Source organism: Saprospiraceae bacterium, from assembly GCA_016713025.1.
Taxonomy (GTDB): Bacteria; Bacteroidota; Bacteroidia; order Chitinophagales; family Saprospiraceae; genus OLB9.
Genome location: JADJPZ010000004.1, coordinates 1,871,611 through 1,889,880, shown reverse-complemented (window position 1 = coordinate 1,889,880; position 18,270 = coordinate 1,871,611). Strand labels below are relative to the sequence as shown.

The 18,270-nt window shown below is 36.2% G+C and carries 15 protein-coding genes and 1 pseudogene; 12 read left to right on the top strand and 4 right to left on the bottom strand.

Going from position 1 to position 18,270, the window contains the following annotated elements; translation table 11 throughout:
• The first annotated feature begins 118 nt into the window (after positions 1-118).
• From IPK35_14400 to IPK35_14365, 8 genes are all read left to right on the top strand, one after another.
• Positions 119-1,057, top strand: coding sequence for a transcription antitermination protein NusB (locus IPK35_14400; GenBank protein ID MBK8054413.1), 939 nt, complete (start codon positions 119-121; stop codon positions 1,055-1,057).
• Positions 1,058-1,087: 30 nt separating this feature from the next.
• Positions 1,088-1,648, top strand: coding sequence for a hypothetical protein (locus IPK35_14395; protein ID MBK8054412.1), 561 nt, complete (start codon positions 1,088-1,090; stop codon positions 1,646-1,648).
• Between the two features lie 225 nt (positions 1,649-1,873).
• A complete protein-coding gene (guaA, locus tag IPK35_14390) occupies positions 1,874-3,406 on the top strand; it encodes a glutamine-hydrolyzing GMP synthase (GenBank protein MBK8054411.1) in 1,533 nt (510 codons plus the stop codon).
• Positions 3,363-4,787 (top strand): amino acid ABC transporter substrate-binding protein, encoded by a 1,425-nt coding sequence (locus IPK35_14385; protein ID MBK8054410.1) that lies wholly within the window; start codon positions 3,363-3,365, stop codon positions 4,785-4,787. The genes guaA and IPK35_14385 overlap by 44 nt, the downstream gene beginning before the upstream one ends.
• Positions 4,769-5,416: an RNA methyltransferase gene (locus tag IPK35_14380; protein MBK8054409.1), complete on the top strand. Its 648-nt coding sequence runs from the start codon at positions 4,769-4,771 to the stop codon at positions 5,414-5,416. The genes IPK35_14385 and IPK35_14380 overlap by 19 nt, the downstream gene beginning before the upstream one ends.
• A gap of 207 nt (positions 5,417-5,623) precedes the next feature.
• Positions 5,624-6,175, top strand: a complete 552-nt coding sequence (locus IPK35_14375) for a hypothetical protein (protein MBK8054408.1) — start codon at positions 5,624-5,626, stop codon at positions 6,173-6,175.
• A 236-nt stretch (positions 6,176-6,411) separates the two neighbouring features.
• Positions 6,412-7,419, top strand: coding sequence for a hypothetical protein (locus IPK35_14370; GenBank protein MBK8054407.1), 1,008 nt, complete (start codon positions 6,412-6,414; stop codon positions 7,417-7,419).
• An 82-nt stretch (positions 7,420-7,501) separates the two neighbouring features.
• Positions 7,502-8,836 carry an APC family permease gene (locus IPK35_14365; GenBank protein MBK8054406.1) on the top strand — a complete coding sequence of 445 codons (1,335 nt, stop codon included), beginning with the start codon at positions 7,502-7,504 and terminating at the stop codon, positions 8,834-8,836.
• Positions 8,837-9,327: 491 nt separating this feature from the next.
• Here IPK35_14365 and IPK35_14360 read toward each other — a convergent pair whose 3' ends face one another.
• The 4 genes from IPK35_14360 to IPK35_14345 form a co-directional block, all read right to left on the bottom strand.
• Entirely contained in the window at positions 9,328-10,044 is a 717-nt protein-coding gene (locus IPK35_14360) for a TIGR00730 family Rossman fold protein (protein ID MBK8054405.1), read from the bottom strand.
• 88 nt (positions 10,045-10,132) lie between these two features.
• Positions 10,133-10,999 (bottom strand): hypothetical protein, encoded by an 867-nt coding sequence (locus tag IPK35_14355; protein MBK8054404.1) that lies wholly within the window; start codon positions 10,997-10,999, stop codon positions 10,133-10,135.
• A 455-nt stretch (positions 11,000-11,454) separates the two neighbouring features.
• Positions 11,455-12,567, bottom strand: coding sequence for a universal stress protein (locus tag IPK35_14350; GenBank protein ID MBK8054403.1), 1,113 nt, complete (start codon positions 12,565-12,567; stop codon positions 11,455-11,457).
• 49 nt (positions 12,568-12,616) lie between these two features.
• Positions 12,617-13,054: a CBS domain-containing protein gene (locus IPK35_14345; GenBank protein ID MBK8054402.1), complete on the bottom strand. Its 438-nt coding sequence runs from the start codon at positions 13,052-13,054 to the stop codon at positions 12,617-12,619.
• Positions 13,055-13,276: 222 nt separating this feature from the next.
• On the opposite strand from IPK35_14345, the pseudogene IPK35_14340 reads away from it, so the two are divergent.
• The 4 genes and pseudogenes from IPK35_14340 (at position 13,277) to rimO (ending at position 18,000) form a co-directional block, all read left to right on the top strand.
• Positions 13,277-14,568: pseudogene (locus IPK35_14340) on the top strand (PAS domain-containing sensor histidine kinase).
• A gap of 75 nt (positions 14,569-14,643) precedes the next feature.
• Complete coding sequence (locus IPK35_14335) at positions 14,644-15,690, top strand: response regulator (GenBank protein MBK8054401.1); 1,047 nt, start codon at positions 14,644-14,646, stop codon at positions 15,688-15,690.
• A 391-nt stretch (positions 15,691-16,081) separates the two neighbouring features.
• Entirely contained in the window at positions 16,082-16,507 is a 426-nt protein-coding gene (locus IPK35_14330) for a CBS domain-containing protein (protein ID MBK8054400.1), read from the top strand.
• 173 nt (positions 16,508-16,680) lie between these two features.
• Positions 16,681-18,000 (top strand): 30S ribosomal protein S12 methylthiotransferase RimO, encoded by a 1,320-nt coding sequence (gene rimO / locus IPK35_14325; protein ID MBK8054399.1) that lies wholly within the window; start codon positions 16,681-16,683, stop codon positions 17,998-18,000.
• Positions 18,001-18,270 lie beyond the last annotated feature (270 nt).

Here is an 18,270-nt window from a genome sequence, read left to right as displayed (position 1 = left end):
AAGAGTGCTCAATTAAGTTAATAAAAGACAAATAGATGTATATTTTTTTTTAATATAATGTGAAATTGTATATTTGCGTTGTTAAAAGTTATAATCTTCGATTAAAAGTAATTAAAAGATGCTGAGCAGGAGAAATGTAAGAGTAAAGGTGATGCAAGTGTTGTATGCCCAATCGCGTGATGAGTCCTTGAGTGATAAACAGGTTGTACAATTGTATTGGAAGAAAATTGAAGATAGTTTTGAATTACTATTATTCTCCTTGTATAATATCGTTCAGATTGCAAAAATCGCTAGCGATGATAATGAAAAAAGACGTTCAAAACACCTACCATCAGAATTAGATAAAAAATTTGAACCAAAACTCTGGTCAAATTCAATGATTCAAGCTCTGGAAAAAAATAAAACCATTCAGGGGAAATTTCTAAAATTGGGTTTTGCATCCAAAGTGGACAAAGACCATTTCAGGACGATATATTATGAATTTTCAAAAGAAGAAATATACAGTCAATATATCCTTAAATCTTCAACAAAGGATGATGATCTCGAAATTCTGCTTGAACTATTTAGATTTTGCAGGAGAAATGAGATTTTTAATGAAATTATCGAAGACCAGTATGCCAATTGGGAAGATGATAAATCCATCATTATTGGAACCATTAAGAAAGTTCTCAAGGATTTACCTTCTGAAAACGAGAACTTTATAATGGATCATTTTCCAGATGAAGAGACTATAAAGGATTACGGAGAGTTTTTACTCCTGGAAACTATTAAGGATCAGAAATTGTTATTATCATATATAGAACCTGTCTTACAAAACTGGGATTCTGAAAGAGTAGCCATTTTGGATATGATTATGATAAAAATGGCCATCTGTGAGTTTACAATGTGTCCATCTATTCCTACAAAAGTGACATTGAATGAATATGTGGAACTTGCAAAAAATTACAGTACATCCAAGAGTAAAGAGTTTGTAAATGGAATTTTGGATCGATTATTGAATGATTTAAATGCGAAAGGCAAAGTAGTCAAGGAAGGAAGAGGATTGTTGGAGGAATAATAAGTATTTTTAACCCTTAAATCTTATATCATGAGGCTCACAAATTTCCCCCGGTTTGTGTTTTTTTGGATCGCTATGTCGATCGGTTACAATATTTATAGTCAGGAATCTAAAGAAGCAGTAATTCTTTACAATACTAAACCGGTACTTGCAGAAATTACCAAAGGTGGATCAGTATTGCAAATAGTGAGAGACGAACCTGATTTTTTGAAAGGATTTACGCTTGAAGTACCTGACTATGTAAAGCATATGGAAGAGCTAAAAAAGACCAAAGGTGATAATGCTGTTTCAATTGTTGAATCTAATGCCCAACTACTTACGGTATCGTTTGATCGCGGATTTGCTGTGCTTACAGAAGATGCTATCAATCAATTGGACAATGCCATCAGATTGATGAAAGGTAATCCAAAAGGAAAGCTAATATTAAGGACCTTGTCAATATCTGATCCTACTTCTTTGGATCAAAACAGAATTAATTCCATAAAGTCATATTTTAACATTAGAGGTCTCAATCCTGATGTGATTAGATATGAAGCCATGAAAGGCAGTACCAATCTTGACGAAGTGAAGATAACATTATCACTTAACTAAGGACTACTTAAGCCATTCTGTTGGATGTTTTGATATCATACCGCATCATGTTTTTCCTTTATGAATAATTGTTAAGGAATTAATTTCATTTCTTACATTTGTGGACTGCCAATGTAAGAAGACAAGGACATAAAAGAAGATGTTTCATTAATTGTACGGTATGATATATTCACATTGATGCTCAACTTTTTGTTTGGGTGATTGTAAGTATGTATCTTTGCCTTTATGAATGAATTAGTATTGATTTTGGATTTTGGTTCTCAATATACTCAGTTGATAGCCAGAAGATTGAGAGAACTCAATGTGTATTGCGAAATTTACCCTTTCAACAAATTTCCTCAACGCAACGATATAAAAGCTGTGATTTTATCCGGCAGTCCATTTTCTGTTTTGGATGAAAGTGCACTCGACTTGGACTTAACCAAAGTTATCGATAAGTATCCGGTACTAGGAATTTGTTATGGGGCACAGTTAATATCTCACAAACTCAGCGGGAAAGTACTCAAATCTGATAAAAGAGAATACGGTAAGGCTATCATGACAGTAGTCGAACCCGATGAAATCTTTGACGAAATAGACCCAGCAACCCAAGTATGGATGTCACATGGTGATTCCATAGCAGAAGTTCCCGAAGGGTTTGAAATTATTGCAAAAACATCAGATATTGTGGCTGCTTACAGAAGCAATCCTGGTCATTACAGATTTCCTGTTTACTGCCTTCAGTTTCATCCTGAGGTGACTCACAGCCTGAATGGAAAGGAAATATTGTCCAACTTTGTTCATCATATAGCAGGATGTAAATGCGAATGGACACCCGCATCCATGGTAAATGAAACCGTAGCTAGACTCAAAACTGAGTTGGGTGATGAACACGTGATGATGGGGCTTTCCGGAGGGGTAGACTCTACCGTGGCTGCATGCCTGATCCACAGAGCTATCGGCAACAGATTACATTGTGTATTTATAGACAATGGATTGCTGCGAAAAAATGAATTTGATGAAGTATTGAAATCTTATGAAGGAATGGGACTCAATATCTCAGGAGTGAAAGCTGCAGATAGGTTTTTGGATGCTTTGGATGGTATAGCTGATCCGGAACACAAACGCAAAATTATTGGAAAATCATTCATAAATGTATTTGAGGACGAATCTCATAAACATCCTGAAGTAAAGTGGCTTGGTCAGGGAACTATTTATCCTGATGTTATAGAATCAGTGTCGGTACATGGACCTTCTGTCACTATTAAATCTCATCACAATGTAGGCGGCCTCCCGGAAAAACTAAAGCTGAAACTTGTCGAACCTCTTCGGATGCTTTTTAAAGATGAAGTCAGAAAAGCAGGAAAGGAACTAGGAGTACCGGACCTATTGTTGAAACGACATCCTTTTCCAGGACCTGGTTTGGGGATCAGAGTTTTGGGAGCAATCAGTCGTGAAAAAGTAATATTATGTCAGGAGGCTGACAAGATATATACTGATCATCTGAAGGCTTCGGGATGGTATGACAAAGTATGGCAGGCGGGAGCTATTTTACTTCCTGTCCAGTCAGTAGGTGTCATGGGTGACGAACGGACTTATGAGTATACCATAGCGCTGCGATGTGTCAATTCTGTAGATGGAATGACAGCTGAGTGGAGCCATTTGCCGTATGATTTGCTGGCAAAAATTTCAAGCGATATTATCAATCAGGTAAAAGGAATAAATAGAGTAGTGTATGATATCAGTACAAAACCACCGTCCACTATTGAATGGGAGTAATTTTTTGATAGCTGTAATAATAGCTTCTATTTTTTCGTCTTGTGCAGTTTCCAAAAAAAGTACAGGTGATTCTAATGTACAGATAATAAAGGCAGATACCGCCAAAAAGAAACTGCCCGCTGAAAATAAAGAGAACAAAAAAACATCGCCTGCTGCAGAAAAGAATGTAGTAAAAACAGACACTTTGAAATGGAAAGATGTATCACCTTCATACAAACCCATCCAAACAGGTAAAGCTAAAAAGGCTGATAATTATAATAAAAATAATAATCAGGTTTTTAAAGATGAATATAATATAACTTTGCTGTTACCATTGGATTCTGATCAAAGCAACTTGCCGTCAGATACCAGATTTTTACAATTTTATGCAGGCATGCTTATGGGACTCGAACTACTTGAGAAAGAAGGAATTCAACTTAAAACAAAAGTGATTGATACCAACGAAGGAAATCAAAGTTTTATTGATAGGGTAGAGACCATTTTGAAAAATGAAACAGATCTCATCATAGGTCCATATGAGCGTGAAGATATTAAAATAATGGCTGAAAAATGTAAAGAAGCAGGAATACCGATAGTATCTCCATGGCAGACGAGTACAAAAATCACATCTGAAAACCCATATTATATCCAGATAAAACCCAATTTGAAAGACCATTTTAAAAAACTTGCAGAAAGTACTGTCTCACAATATAAACCTGGAGAAGTAGCTATCATTGTCAAAAATAACAAAGAATCATCTGCTTGGGTAGATCATTTTCAGGAGAACGCAGTTAAGTTTTCAGGAATTGAAAATTTTTATATTCCTCTATATATCGACCTGGATACACTCAGAAAGGGCAAAGCTGTATTCAGCAAGTTGATGGGTTCAGGATTGAAAGCGGTGATCTTGCCTTCCTATTCTTACGATGATGAAGATTATATTATTGCAGCTTTGAAAAGACTAGGAGTCGACAAAGGAAGTCGCAGCATAGATGTGTATGGTATGCCTTTGATATATGAATCAGATAAAATTGATTATGAATACTATCATACTCTCAATATCAATGTAGTCATGTCTGAAGATGGCGGTCAGGATATAAACGGTATATTAAAATTTAAAAAAGATTACTTGCAGAAATATGGTGAAATTCCGGGTGATGAAGCTATAAGAGCTTATGATTTGATAAACTATGTAGGCAGGAATTTGTGGAAACATGGCAAGACTTTTCAGAATTTTCTTTGGCAGGAAGATGAAAAGTTTCTTTTGACAAGGTTTAACGTTGTAAAATCATGGACTGATGATTCAAAGGTGAACAGTGTTGAAGATAAATTTGATTATTTTGAGAATAAATATCTCCATATTTTGAATTTTAAAGACAACACATGGCAAATAAAGTATTGAATGCCGCAATCAATGAAGACCGTGCTCTGAAGTTTAAAAATGTTGTTGCTAAACGACAAAAAATATCTGTAATTCTGGAAAATGTGCATGATCCGCACAATATCGGTGCAATAGTGCGAAGCTGCGATGCCATAGGTGTATCAGAAATATATGTGGTATACACAGAAGGTACTTTTGGTCATGCTGCAAAAAAAGTGGGTAAAAACGCTTCTTCAGGTGCCAGGAAATGGATCAATACTTATTACTATGACAATATAGCAGCTTGTATAGTTGATGTAAGAAAAAAATACAACAAAATTTATGGTACACATCTCAGCACTGACGCACTCTCCCTGTACGATCTCGATCTCACAGATTCAGTGGCATTGATGTTTGGAAATGAACATGCAGGGATTTCTGAAGAAGCAATAAGTCTTTTGGATGGCAATTTTATTATCCCGCAGTATGGTATGGTCCAAAGCCTCAATGTGAGTGTCGCATGCGCTGTTTCTCTGTTTGAAGCTTCCCGCCAACGCAGTACTAAGGGACTGTACAGTCAGTCATTTGACGATGGTAACCCATCACATCTCACGATGTTTGAGTGGTTTGCTCAAAGACATTTAGAATCTATCAGAAAAAAAGAAAGGTAAGCTTTTATCGATAGCCTTGGTAGGATAGCTGCTTGAGTTTATCGAATTATTGAAAAGAATAAAGAACAATTCAGTTATATTTGTGCTTTCTAAAACAATAAATATTTGTTATATCAGGTAAATGAGCCTGGGATAAAAGTTGAATTTTTGACCAAAATGACCAAATCCCTGATAATTGTATATTATTAAACCTATTTGAATAGTATTATGACAATAAATTTAAAAGAACTGTTTTTAGTTTCTGACCAGATGAATGAAAAGGTGTTGATGAAATTACTGACAGCCATTAAAGATGGGCAACAAAAATATTTTGATTATCTTAAATTCAAACAATCTTACAAATCTCTTTGCGCCATGGGTATGGATGAAGCAACGGCGTCAAAGAGTGCTTACATGACAGCCTCCACTATGGGTCTGACAAAAGAAAAGCTACTATTGACAGTGCAGCATTACAAAAATATCCTGAATAAGGAAAAGGAGCAATTTGCAGTAGCACTTAAAAATCAGATTTCCACCAATATTGACGCTAAAACTCTCGATGTAAAAAGACTTCAGGATAAAATTGAAGAAAATCAACGTAAAATAGAACAATTGCACAAAGAGCAAGTCATTATTGGTCAGGAGATTGAAAACATAAAACAATCTCTGGATGCTTCCCAATCCAAAATTGAAGATACAAGAAACCAGTTTAAGAACACTTTTGATATTTTATACACAGAAATTGAGGAAGATGGCTTACTTTATGATAAAATTTTATAAAAATTAGTTTAGATTAATATCTTTGTTCTTGAATTCAGTTTAGAGTATGTTTAAATTTTGTTTTTGGATAACAAGATGAACTTATTTTGAGCGAAAAAAGGCAAATTTTTTAGTCCGCCACGGCGGATGGGCAATTCGGCGAAAAATTTAACGAATTTATAGCCCAAATAAAACATTTTATTGCTAAAGGATAAATTTTAAACATACTCTTAATCTAATAAAATAATTACCAACTTATGGCAAATTTTCCTAATACAGAATTTAAACCCAAGTCATTTTGGCAAAAACCTGAGGGTACTACAGGGGCTTTATTTCTTGCAGCTATCATTGGTGGTTTGGGTTTTTTACTTTTTAAGTTTAGTGCGGCGATCCTTGCTATGTTGTCCAATACAATAGGTATAGTTGCCTTATTAGCTGTTTTGGGTTTAATTATTTACATGGTTTTGGATCCCAAATGGCGGACGCTCGTTTCATACATGTACAAGAGTGTGATGAGATGGATTACGGGGGTTTTTGTAACTATCGATCCGATCGGTATACTCAAAAACTATATCAGTGACCTTCAGGACAATCTTCAGAAGATGGGTACTCAGATCGGCAACCTGAAAGGCCAGATGAGAAAACTCGTCACTATAGTGGAAGAAAATAACAAAGAGATTCAAAACAATATGCTTATCGCAAAAAAAGCCAAAGAACAATCCAATGAAAGTGCTATGTTACTGGCAAGCAGAAAAGCAGCAAGACTCCAGGAAAGCAATGAAAAGTATACTGCATTACATACTAAAATGTCCATCCTGTATAGGGTATTGACTAAAATGTACTCCAACTCGGAAATTCTCATAGAAGATACCACAGATCAGGTCAAAGTAAAAGAGCAGGAAAGAAAAGCCATCAGAGCAAGTCACTCTGCTATGAGATCAGCCATGAGTATCATCAAAGGAGATGCGGACAAAAGAGCCATGTTTGATCAGGCCATGGAAGTGATAGCTGATGATGTTGCCAACAAAGTAGGTGAGATGGAGCGTTTCATGGAGATGTCTTCCAACTTTATGAATTCCATAGATTTGCAAAATGGTGTCTTTGAAGAGCAGGGCTTAAAAATGCTGGAAGATTATGAGAAGAATTCGACTTTACTCCTTCTCGGAGGCAAAGAAAGGGCAGATGATGAAATTCTGGAGTTGAAGCAACCTGATATTCAGACCCGTGGTAAGGGATCGGAGTACGACGGTTTGTTTAATTCCTGATATTAGATATAAATTTTTCTTTGTGATAACCGTCTTAATTACCGTCTTGACGACCCATTAAAACAGTAATATCTGCGTATCTATGTCCAATCAAAACAATCAACTCTTAAAACTACTTGGTGTCGGTTTTGGCATCGCAGTGACTGTAGGTGGTACTATTGGGACAGGAATATTGCGCAAACCGGGACCAATTGCGGCTCAAATCGGAGAACCATGGATCATACTTTTGCTCTGGACAGCAGTCGGAATTTATGCATTGCTCGGAGTGCTTTGTGCTATAGAACTGGCCATTTCCATGCCACAAGCAGGTGCCTGGTATGTATATGCCAGAAGGGCTTTTGGTAATTACTTTGGATTTGTCACTGGGATTACCAGTTGGCTTGGGACGGTGTCAGCCTTGGGTTTTGGCGCGTATACCATGAGCGAATATATAGCCTTACTTATACCGGATACAGAATCATATATTCAACTTATGTCTGTGGTATTATTGGCAATTCTGACGGGGTTTCATTGGTTGGGAACAAAATCAGCTGGAAAATCACAGGAAATACTGGCAGTCATCAAAGCTGTAGGACTTTTATTATTTGTAGCAGTATGTTTTATTTTTGGAAATGACCCACAGGGGTCTCAGTTGACTGAAACAGTTAATGCAACAATGGCTCCATTGACATTTATCAGTGTCATAGCTGCTTTGCAAGCTATATTTTACACATACGATGGATGGCACACCGCCACATACTTTACAGAAGAGAATACTGATCCTGCCAAAACGATGCCTAAATCCATGATTACAGGTGTACTTTTGATCATTTTCATTTACCTTTTGGTCAATGGAGCAATCCTTTATGCCCTTCCGGAGTCGATGCTGATGAACTCAAAACTGGCAGCAGCCGATACCATCAGTTATATTTTTGGCGATGGATATTCCAAGATCATTACATTGTTTTTGATGATTTCCATTTTAGGTATTGTCAATGCACAGATTATGTTTGCTCCGAGAGTTATATTTTCAATGAGCAGGGATCAGCTTTTTTTCAAAGCAGCTACTCGAGTCAATGCAGCCGGAACTCCATCTGTTGCTATGCCACTGACGGCGTTGTTGTCTGTTTTGCTAATACTAAGTGGAAAAGACACATGCGGAAAACTCTCCGATATTGCAACATTCTTTTTTGTATTGAGTTATGCGGCCGGTTTTGCGGCATTGGTGAAATTAAGATATTCAGAGCCAGAACTTTCGAGACCTTACAAAGCTCCCTGGTTTCCGTATTTACCATACCTGCTGATTGTTCTTTCTATTTTGTTTTTAGCAGGAGCAGTGTATTCTGATATACACAGCAGTAAATTTGCACTGATATTTCTTTTGTTGAGTTATCCATTGTATAGGCTGGTTTTGAGACTTAATACCGCGGCCCAATAATTAAGAGTATATCCCATTTTTTCATTCGATCATTATAAAATTCTTTTTCTCTCCCTTTAAGGGCTGGGGTAAAACAAAAAAAAAATCTTTTTTCTCACCCTTTAGTTATAGGGTAAAACAAAAGAAATTTTAATTAATTCTACTTTGTCAAATTATACGGACTTTCCGATTGATTGGAAACTGTTGGGTTAACCCAACAGTTGTGACCCTAATTTACCCATACATTTATCTTTAACTATCAAAAAATATCAGGTTTCCGGTTGATTACATTTTGATGAAAGTGTAATTGACTTAGATTTTTGAAGGTGACAAAGTAGAATTAAAGTGCAAGATCAGATGTCTGAAGAGTGGTAAAGGGTGGGGCGTCCCTTAAGGGAACTAGGTTGGCGGGGAAGAAAATATGAATTTGTGCAATATATTATACACACGATACACCCATAATTGGAATACAATAGTTTTAATAGTTTTATATCGGCATGGTGATTCATATCCTATTCTCCCAACCACCATGCTTTCTTTAGTATCTTATAATTTTTTCCGATATATTGACGTATGTGATCAGTAGCTTCAGTCAGATCATCAGTAAATTTTATCAGGTGCTGATCGGTGGGCGAAATAGTTTTTTCTGAAATCATCTTTTGAATCATTTCATATATGTCCTGATAGTAATCTTTACCCATGATCACCACAGGAAACTGATGGACTATGCCAGTCTGAATCAAGGTAAGTGTTTCAAACAACTCATCCAATGTGCCGAAACCTCCCGGCATCACCACAAATGCATAAGAATACTTGGTGAGCAAAACCTTTCTGATAAAAAAATGATCGAAATCAACCACTCTTGTCATATATGGATTGGATTCCTGTTCTTTAGGCAATTTTATCGTGCAACCCACGGATTGTCCTCCCTTTTCAAATGCACCTCGATTGGCAGCTTCCATGATTCCCGGTCCTCCTCCCGTCATCACGGCAAAACCCATCTCCGATAGCAAACCACCTAATTCTCTTGCTTGTTTGTAGAAAATATTGTTCTCATCAAATCTTGCCGACCCAAAAACAGTAATACAAGGACCTATAAAATGAAGTTTTCTAAATCCCTTTATGAACTGAAAAAAAACTTTAAATAAAAAAACCAACTCTTTACCCCGACTATTGGGTCCTGAAAGAAACTGTTCTTCAGAGTTGATGATTCTCTTTTTATGATCCATTTGCCTATTTTGTTATTGAAAGGCAAAGTTATTTAAATATGTTAAAATTTCTGATGAACGATTAATTTACTTTATGCATTCTGCATTCTCATAAATACAAACTACCACCTAACTGGGCAATGATCCCTCTGTAAGAAACGCCGCTTTGCGATCCATCTAATGAGAGTAAATTGTTGAATTGGTACTTAAGATCTGCAACAATACCTATATTTTTAAATATTCTTGGCGAAAATTTCATACCAATGTATGCTGCATAGCTTGATTTTGTCATTGAATATCGTTTATAGTCTATAATTCCGTTAATATCTGGTTTGTTAGGTGTTGATATTGTGTAGCCTCCAAAAAACGTAGGGTTTATATTCCTTAGATAAGCCATCCCTATTCCAAAATGGAATAAACTACGTCGATCTCCAGACCAGTATGCAGATAATGATATATATCTTTGATCATGAAATACTGTACCACTTGTTGTTTGGTCATCGATCGAATAATGTACTCGATGAAACATGCTGGAAGTACCGATTTCAAGACCAGCCTGAATATTTTTATTCATCTGATTATAAAAAGATAAGCTCATCGTACTAAATTCATTGGTTTCTGAACTCTTATTTTTATAATATGATGACACAAAACGAGATTTCATACCGCCTGTTCCCATATTAAAATCTATCCTTAGTTTGTAAGGACTTATTTTATTCAATTCCACAAAAGTTGTGTCACTTTTATTTATGAATGGTTTTATTTTTCTGATGTCATCTTTAGCAAGAATATACCTTTTCCCATCATTATTGATTACATAGGATTTATCATTGGATTCAATGAATTCACCAGTATATTCCAAGCCGTTGATGTGAAGGAAAGTGTACTTCTCATTGATAGTTAATGGCACATTTTTTTGAGCATAAATATCAGCAAACCAACATATTATTAGGATTGGTATCAGAAATATTTTCATACTTGTTATGTTTAATTCAGTTCACATAAAAAGCGAATGTTCAACTCAGTATATTACTGTATGATGATTTTATGGTGTGTAAAACTTATTGTACAAAAATTGTTAATGCTCTTCACTATCCCTGCATTCCAAGCCAGACTTGAAACGACCCGCCCAATTCTGAAAATCAAAGCGCAGGACTCCCCTTCATGGCCAGGGGGTAAGAAGGGACCATGTTTCCTTTTTCTACCTTGGCTTGCAAGGTGAGCATTTTGGCGCATTCCTTGGACGCAATACCCAATTTTTCTAATGGAAGCACATGAATCACCTTGCAATGCCTTTCATTTCAAGGTTAGATCAAAAAAAAAGTGCAATATGTTATATACACAACTTTATATTTAAAAATATACCAACCATAATACCTGATTCAGAAGTATTCCATACCTTTTTATTCTACTGCCTAAGAGTTATTTCCATCAAGTCAAACTTGCTTCAGATGTTTTGTCCGACAGAATCAGAACAGGGCAATCACTATTAAGTGCTGTAAACTCAGAGATACTCTTGTGAAACAAGTTCTGAAAGATATTTCTATGTTTTGTTGATACTACTACCAGATGATTGGTATCTTCCTTGATGAGTGATTTTATACTATCAAAAATATCTTTAGTATCAGAGATATCAATATGATACCTCAGCTCAGGGAAGTAAGACTCCATGACTTTTATAGTATCGCTGACATCGTATGTGTCTTCTCCATTCGTCCTGTAGTGCACGATTCTTAAGTCTGCATTGACTTTCAGACATAGTCTTCCTGTATACAGGAGATGCAATGCATCGTTTTTCAAATCTTCAGATAAGTATACGATTTCGTCGATATTGGAATATGCAGCACCAGGAGGTACCAAGAATAAAGGACAGTAACAATGATCAGTCATGTCCAGCGAAAGTGATCCGAATATTTTTTTGAAGGTGTCACCTGCTCCCGTAGTTCCCATGACCATGATAGTGCCGGGCTGTTTTGACATTTCGGTGAGCTCAGCCCGAGGAAATCCAACCTTAAACACGCCTTCAACAAAAGGTTCTTTCACAAATGTGCTTATCCAATCCTGATTGACAGTTTGCACAAATTCATCCAATTTGGTTCTGTGAATCTTTTCAGCTTCTTCATTGATGACGACAAACTGATTGACATCTGTTGATGTTGGATAGTATATATGTGTAATTTTCAATATACCTTGCAGGTCTTTGGACAGATGGTGTGCAAAGTTATAAGCATTATTGGATGCTTCTGAAAAATCTGTAGGAACTATTATCTTTGTCATTTTACCATAATTTTCGATTTGAAGAATCTTTTGAATTGCTTCACGTAATGACCGAGAATAATTACCGTTTTGCTTTAATTCAAAAAGACGGCTTTCATTTACTCTTACAGAAGGAACATAGTCTATCTGGTCCTCCATGATCTCCTGGATATTAGTGATGTCCTTTAAATGATACTCTATACCAGCTACATCCAAACATTTTGAAAGTTTTTCTTTGGCCAACTGATGCCCGGAACTACCAGTACCATAAATTTTAATGTCTATCATCGCACATAATTTTAAACTCAATAACCAAAAGCCTGCACATCCTGACTGATTATTCGTATGCAGCGGTGGCTTCAGCGTCTATAGCAAGTCTTTTTATTATATCAAATGTAGATACAATTCCAACTATTTTGTCGCCTTCAACCACAGGAAGGGCATGAAAGAGATTCTCTTTAAATACTTCCAGCGCTACATTGATCTTATCAGTTGGCTCAAGTTTAGCCAACCTCCTGGTCATGATGTCTTTTACTGTAAAATTATTCATCCTTACCTCATCTTCCAGTTTGGAATTTTCATCAGAAAAGCCTCTTCGGAAAAAAAGAAAATCGGATTTACTTACCATTCCTACTAATTTGCCATCAGAAATCACCGGTAAATGATGTATTCGGTGCTCCTTCAACAACTTGTCTACCACAGTCAAAGTATCCTTGCTGTTTACACAAATAGGATTTGGTGTCATAATACTTGAAACAGAGTTAAGTAGATTCATATTAAATTGTTTAAATTTGTGCCAAAGATCAATTATTTAAATTTACTTGCATATGACCTATGTCATTAGTCTTCATGATTATGATTTTTTTCGGGTTCTACGCAGTAATAGAAAGTATTATATTTCTATGATTTCAATATTCCTGCAATTATATTTTACTCCCTTCATAAAACATAATTGTTTACACTTTTACGAATAATAAGTTTGACAAAATAACATAATATGGAACGCGGTAGAGAGAGTGAGATTAAACTTAAGGCTATATTTGATGCTGCTGTGGACGGTATTATCACCATCAATCAAAAAGGTATTATCGAAGAAGTCAATCGCGCAGCATGTAAATTATTCGGTTATTCTAAAGAAGATATAATAGGGAAAAATGTAAACATGCTTATGCCTTTCCATCATAGTCGCCATCATGACCAGTACATGGAAAGATATCAATATACTAAGGAAGCCAGAATTATTGGTATAGGCAGAGAAGTTGAGGGCAAGAAAAAGATGGAGAACTTTTTCCTTTTTGGTTGGCAGTAATAGAAATTGATCTGGAAGAAAGGAAAATTTATACCGGTTTTATCCATGATCTATCTGAGATAAAAAACGCAGAAAACCAACTAAGAGCTATGAATGAAATTTTGGAAAATAAAGTGATTGACAGAACCAACGAATTGGAAGGTGCTGTAAATCAACTGCTTTCTCTCAATAAAAAACTTGAAGCCGAAATAAATGATAAAATTAAAGCTCAAAACCTGCTACAGATAAGGGAAATCGAACTTGAAAAAAGCCTGGCAAAAGAAAGAGAACTCGGTGAATTAAAATCAAGGTTTGTGTCTATGGCTTCACATGAATTCAGAACCCCTCTTGCCACTATTTTATCTTCAGTATCACTCATTGGAAGATATTCCGACAAGGATCAACAACAACAAAGAGAAAAACATATCACAAAAATAAAGTCCTCTGTCACACACCTTACGGGAATACTCAATGATTTTCTGTCACTGAACAAACTCGAAGAAGGCAAAATCAATACTTCTCAGGAAATTTTTAATCCCATGGTGCTATGTGAAGAAGTCCTTGACGAGCTTAAACCAATTTACAAACCCCATCAAATTATAAGCATTGATAAAGGAAAAGAAAATGATATCGACAATGATAAAGTGAAGTCCGATAGAAAAATCCTTAAAAACATCATGATAAACCTGATTTCCAATGCCATAAAATACACTCATGATGATGGTGTCATAGTATGCAATTTGGAAGTGTCACCGGATTATGTCATTTTTAAAGTAAAGGATAATGGCATTGGTATACCGGATGAAGATCAAAAACATCTTTGTGATCGCTTTTTTAGGGCTTCAAACGCCGTCAATATAGAAGGAACAGGACTAGGATTAAATATTGTAAAAAAATATGCAGAAATTCTGGAAGGAATGATTACTTTTGAAAGTAAAATGTATCTTGGTTCCACTTTTACCGTAAAAATAAAAAACAATTATCAAAAACCCATTGAATAGAATGTAAGTGGATAATAATATTCCGACATTTTTTTGCTTAAAATTGGACTTATAACAAAATCGAATTAATAATACATGGAAGTAAAAATATTAGTAATTGAAGATAATAAAGATGTAAGAGAAAATATTGCTGAATTACTTGAACTTTCCGGCTATCAGGTGGTGACTGCCGAAAATGGAAAAATTGGCGCTACAAAAGCCATGGAAATTATACCTGATTTGATCTTATGTGATATTATGATGCCGGAGTTGGACGGTTTTGGTGTATTGAGGATCTTGTCAAATCAGCCTTCAACTATGGATATACCTTTTATTTTTTTGACAGCAAAAACAGAAAAAGAAGATTTCAGGAGAGGGATGGGATTAGGAGCTGATGATTACATCACCAAACCTTATGATGATGTTCAGCTCCTCGATACTTTAGAAATCAGACTCAAAAAGAGTGCAAGAATAAAAATTTCTTTTGAAAAATCCGGAGCCGGTCTACAGAGATTTATGTATGAAGCCAAAGCTCAAAAAGAATTTGACAAACTGTCTGAAAACAGGGAGGCCAGAAAATATCACAAAAAGGATCTTATATATGAAGTAGGTCAATACCCAAAATGGTTATATTTCGTATCTTCGGGGAGCCTGAAGTCTTATCAGGTCAATGACTTTGGAAAAGAATTTACTACTAATATTTATTCGCAGGGAGATTTTTTTGGCTATCTGCCTTTGCTGAAAGGTGAAAAATATCATGATACAGTGGCTGCATTGGACGAATGCGAACTCCGGCTCATACCCATCGAAGATTTTACCCTTCTACTGTTTAATAACAGGGAGTTTTCTGCCAAATTTATAAAAATGCTGGCCAATCAATCAGAAGAAACCGAAAGGCTATTGATCGAGATGGCTTACTCATCAGTTAGAAAAAGAGTTGCTAATGCTCTTTTGAAATTCAGCGAGTCCAAACATTCGACCAACATGTCTGTGCTGCGCGATGATATCGCCAGCCTTGCCGGCACAGCCAAAGAAACTACAATCAGGACCCTGTCGGATTTTAAGAGTGAAGGACTCATATCAATAGACGACAACAGGATCGAATTATTGAAAATTGATAAATTGAAAAATTTGCCACAATGACCTCATAAAAATACTACAATTATGGGTTCAATCTGAAGAGTCTTTGATAGAAAATATTTATTTCTACGACATTGATAATCAAACGTATCCCTTTAGGCATTAGGCCTGACTGCCGATCAGGTATGGGATTTGGTAAAAAATGGTTGATTATCAAAAAATAATTGTTTTCGGAGCAGGCTCATTTAGTAGCAGTATATTTTTAAGGTTTCATACATACTTATAAACGACACTGATATATATTAATAGATAGATAATCAATGATATAGGTGTCCTATTTGCATTTTTTTGATTTTGAGTTTACAATTAGATGATTTAGATCATAGTCTTGCCTGACGTCTGTCATTGGCCATTATTAAGAGGTTTCTTAATTTTGCTACCGTAAACACAGAGCATGAAGCCAAGAGTTGAAGACAGAATTTCTTTGATAATGACAGATAACCCTATATGTTTAGAGCAGAGTCAGGTACTGAAAGAAGCAAGAGAAATTATGTCCAAATACGCAGTCAGGCATATTCCCGTCAAAAAAGGTAAAAACCTTGTCGGGATTATTTCAAAGGCAGATATGGACAGGATAAAATACATGGAGGCAGGTGCCGGTGAATTTGTTAGCGCAGATTTTTTTGATGTACTTACAGTAGGTCATGTGATGACAAAAAGTGTTAACACGATACAGCATGATGACACCATTAAAGAAGCAGCAGAGATTTTGAGTTTAGGATCCTATCATGCTTTGCCAGTGATGGATGGAGACGATATAGTCGGAATCGTAACGACGACAGATTTACTGCTATATTTGTTAAAATTGTACAACGTATAGGAAAGGTATTTCAGCTTTTTGGCTTTAATCATACTAAAAGTTTAGAAGTATAGATTGTTGATCTAATTGTTTTGATTTTAAAGAGGCGTCATAAAAGGTGAAGCCTCTTTTTTTATTTTAGGTGATTACCTTTTTGAGTTTATAAATCCTATTTTTGCGGCTCAATAAGATAAATGAAGACAAAAACTCTCAGACAAGATAAAGTCAACGTCATCACATTAGGGTGCTCCAAAAATCTCGTAGACTCTGAAAACCTCATCACTCAGCTCAAAGCCAATGATTTCGAAGTAATGCATGAAAGCAATGATGATGCCAATATCATTATCATTAATACCTGTGGATTTATAGACCTGGCCAAAGAAGAGTCTATCAATACCATAGTGCAATATGCCGATATCAAATCACAGGGTAGAATTGATAAATTATATGTGACAGGTTGCCTCTCACAGAGATATAAAGACGACCTTGAAAAAGAAATACCCGAAGTTGACGCTTATTTTGGCACTTTGGAGCTACCTGGTTTATTGGCCAAACTCAATGCAGATTACAAACACGAACTCATAGGAGAGCGAACACTTACTACGCCACAGCATTTTGCGTATATGAAAATATCCGAAGGGTGCAACAGGACTTGTTCATTTTGTGCCATCCCACTGATGCGGGGCAAACATATATCGCGTACCATAGAATCACTGGTTACCGAGGCTAAACATTTTGCTTCCATTGGGGTCAAAGAGCTGGTACTCATAGCTCAGGAACTTACCTACTATGGACTGGATCTGTACAAAAAAAGAGCACTTCCTGAGTTGTTGGATGCTCTTTGTGAGGTAGAAGGTATCGAATGGATACGACTGCACTATGCCTATCCGAGCAAATTTCCAATAGAGATTTTTGACACTATGGCCGCTCAGCCCAAAGTATGCAACTATCTCGACATCCCTCTTCAGCATGCTGCGGATAGCGTGCTGGAGCGTATGAAAAGACAGACCACCAGACAGGAGCAAAAAGAGTTGATTGAGTATGCCAAATCTGTCGTACCCGATATTGCTATACGTACCACATTTTTGGTCGGATTTCCTGGCGAAACAGAATCAGAGTTTCAGGAAATGTGTGATTTTGTCCGGGAAATGCGATTTGATAGGGTCGGTGTATTTCAGTATTCTCACGAAGAGGATACCAGTGGATTTCTGCTGGCAGATGACCTTTCCGCTGAAGAAAAAGCCGAAAGGGCCAATAGGATAATGGAGCTACAACAATCGATCTCATGGGATCATAATCAGGCAAAGGTCGGTAAAATATTTAGGGTACTATTTGACAGAAAGGAAGGAGAATATTTCATCGGTCGTACAGAATATGATTCGCCGGAAGTGGACAATGAAGTACTGGTCAATGCTCAAGATAATTTTGTTCGTTTGGGAGATTTTGCTTTTGTGGAGATCACCGATGCAGAAGAATATGATTTGTACGGTAGGGTAGTCGATCAGATGTTATGATCGTTTGATTTTTTGGTCTGAGCGAGATGATGAAAATTTTAAACAAACACGACCTATTTGTTAAACTTGATTGTTGCTTTTGAAATAATCGATTGCTTTCAGAGTTAAAACTCTGATCAATAGTACCCATGGGATACCATACATGGCAAAAATCAAACCAATCCATAAGTTGCATACCATTAGCCCCACCTGCTATCCATTTGAGTTTTCCCCATATATGTGGCTCCGGAAAAATGGTGCCAAACCCAATGTAAGGCTTGCAATTATCAG

Coding starts and splice junctions, on each gene's coding strand:
- IPK35_14400 (MBK8054413.1), top strand. CDS start 119: ATGCTGAGCAGGAGAAATGTAAGAGTAAAGGTGATGCAAGTGTTGTAT.
- IPK35_14395 (MBK8054412.1), top strand. CDS start 1,088: ATGAGGCTCACAAATTTCCCCCGGTTTGTGTTTTTTTGGATCGCTATG.
- guaA (MBK8054411.1), top strand. CDS start 1,874: ATGAATGAATTAGTATTGATTTTGGATTTTGGTTCTCAATATACTCAG.
- IPK35_14385 (MBK8054410.1), top strand. CDS start 3,363: ATGATATCAGTACAAAACCACCGTCCACTATTGAATGGGAGTAATTTT.
- IPK35_14380 (MBK8054409.1), top strand. CDS start 4,769: ATGGCAAATAAAGTATTGAATGCCGCAATCAATGAAGACCGTGCTCTG.
- IPK35_14375 (MBK8054408.1), top strand. CDS start 5,624: ATGACAATAAATTTAAAAGAACTGTTTTTAGTTTCTGACCAGATGAAT.
- IPK35_14370 (MBK8054407.1), top strand. CDS start 6,412: ATGGCAAATTTTCCTAATACAGAATTTAAACCCAAGTCATTTTGGCAA.
- IPK35_14365 (MBK8054406.1), top strand. CDS start 7,502: ATGTCCAATCAAAACAATCAACTCTTAAAACTACTTGGTGTCGGTTTT.
- IPK35_14360 (MBK8054405.1), bottom strand. CDS start 10,044: ATGGATCATAAAAAGAGAATCATCAACTCTGAAGAACAGTTTCTTTCA.
- IPK35_14355 (MBK8054404.1), bottom strand. CDS start 10,999: ATGAAAATATTTCTGATACCAATCCTAATAATATGTTGGTTTGCTGAT.
- IPK35_14350 (MBK8054403.1), bottom strand. CDS start 12,567: ATGATAGACATTAAAATTTATGGTACTGGTAGTTCCGGGCATCAGTTG.
- IPK35_14345 (MBK8054402.1), bottom strand. CDS start 13,054: ATGAATCTACTTAACTCTGTTTCAAGTATTATGACACCAAATCCTATT.
- IPK35_14335 (MBK8054401.1), top strand. CDS start 14,644: ATGGAAGTAAAAATATTAGTAATTGAAGATAATAAAGATGTAAGAGAA.
- IPK35_14330 (MBK8054400.1), top strand. CDS start 16,082: ATGAAGCCAAGAGTTGAAGACAGAATTTCTTTGATAATGACAGATAAC.
- rimO (MBK8054399.1), top strand. CDS start 16,681: ATGAAGACAAAAACTCTCAGACAAGATAAAGTCAACGTCATCACATTA.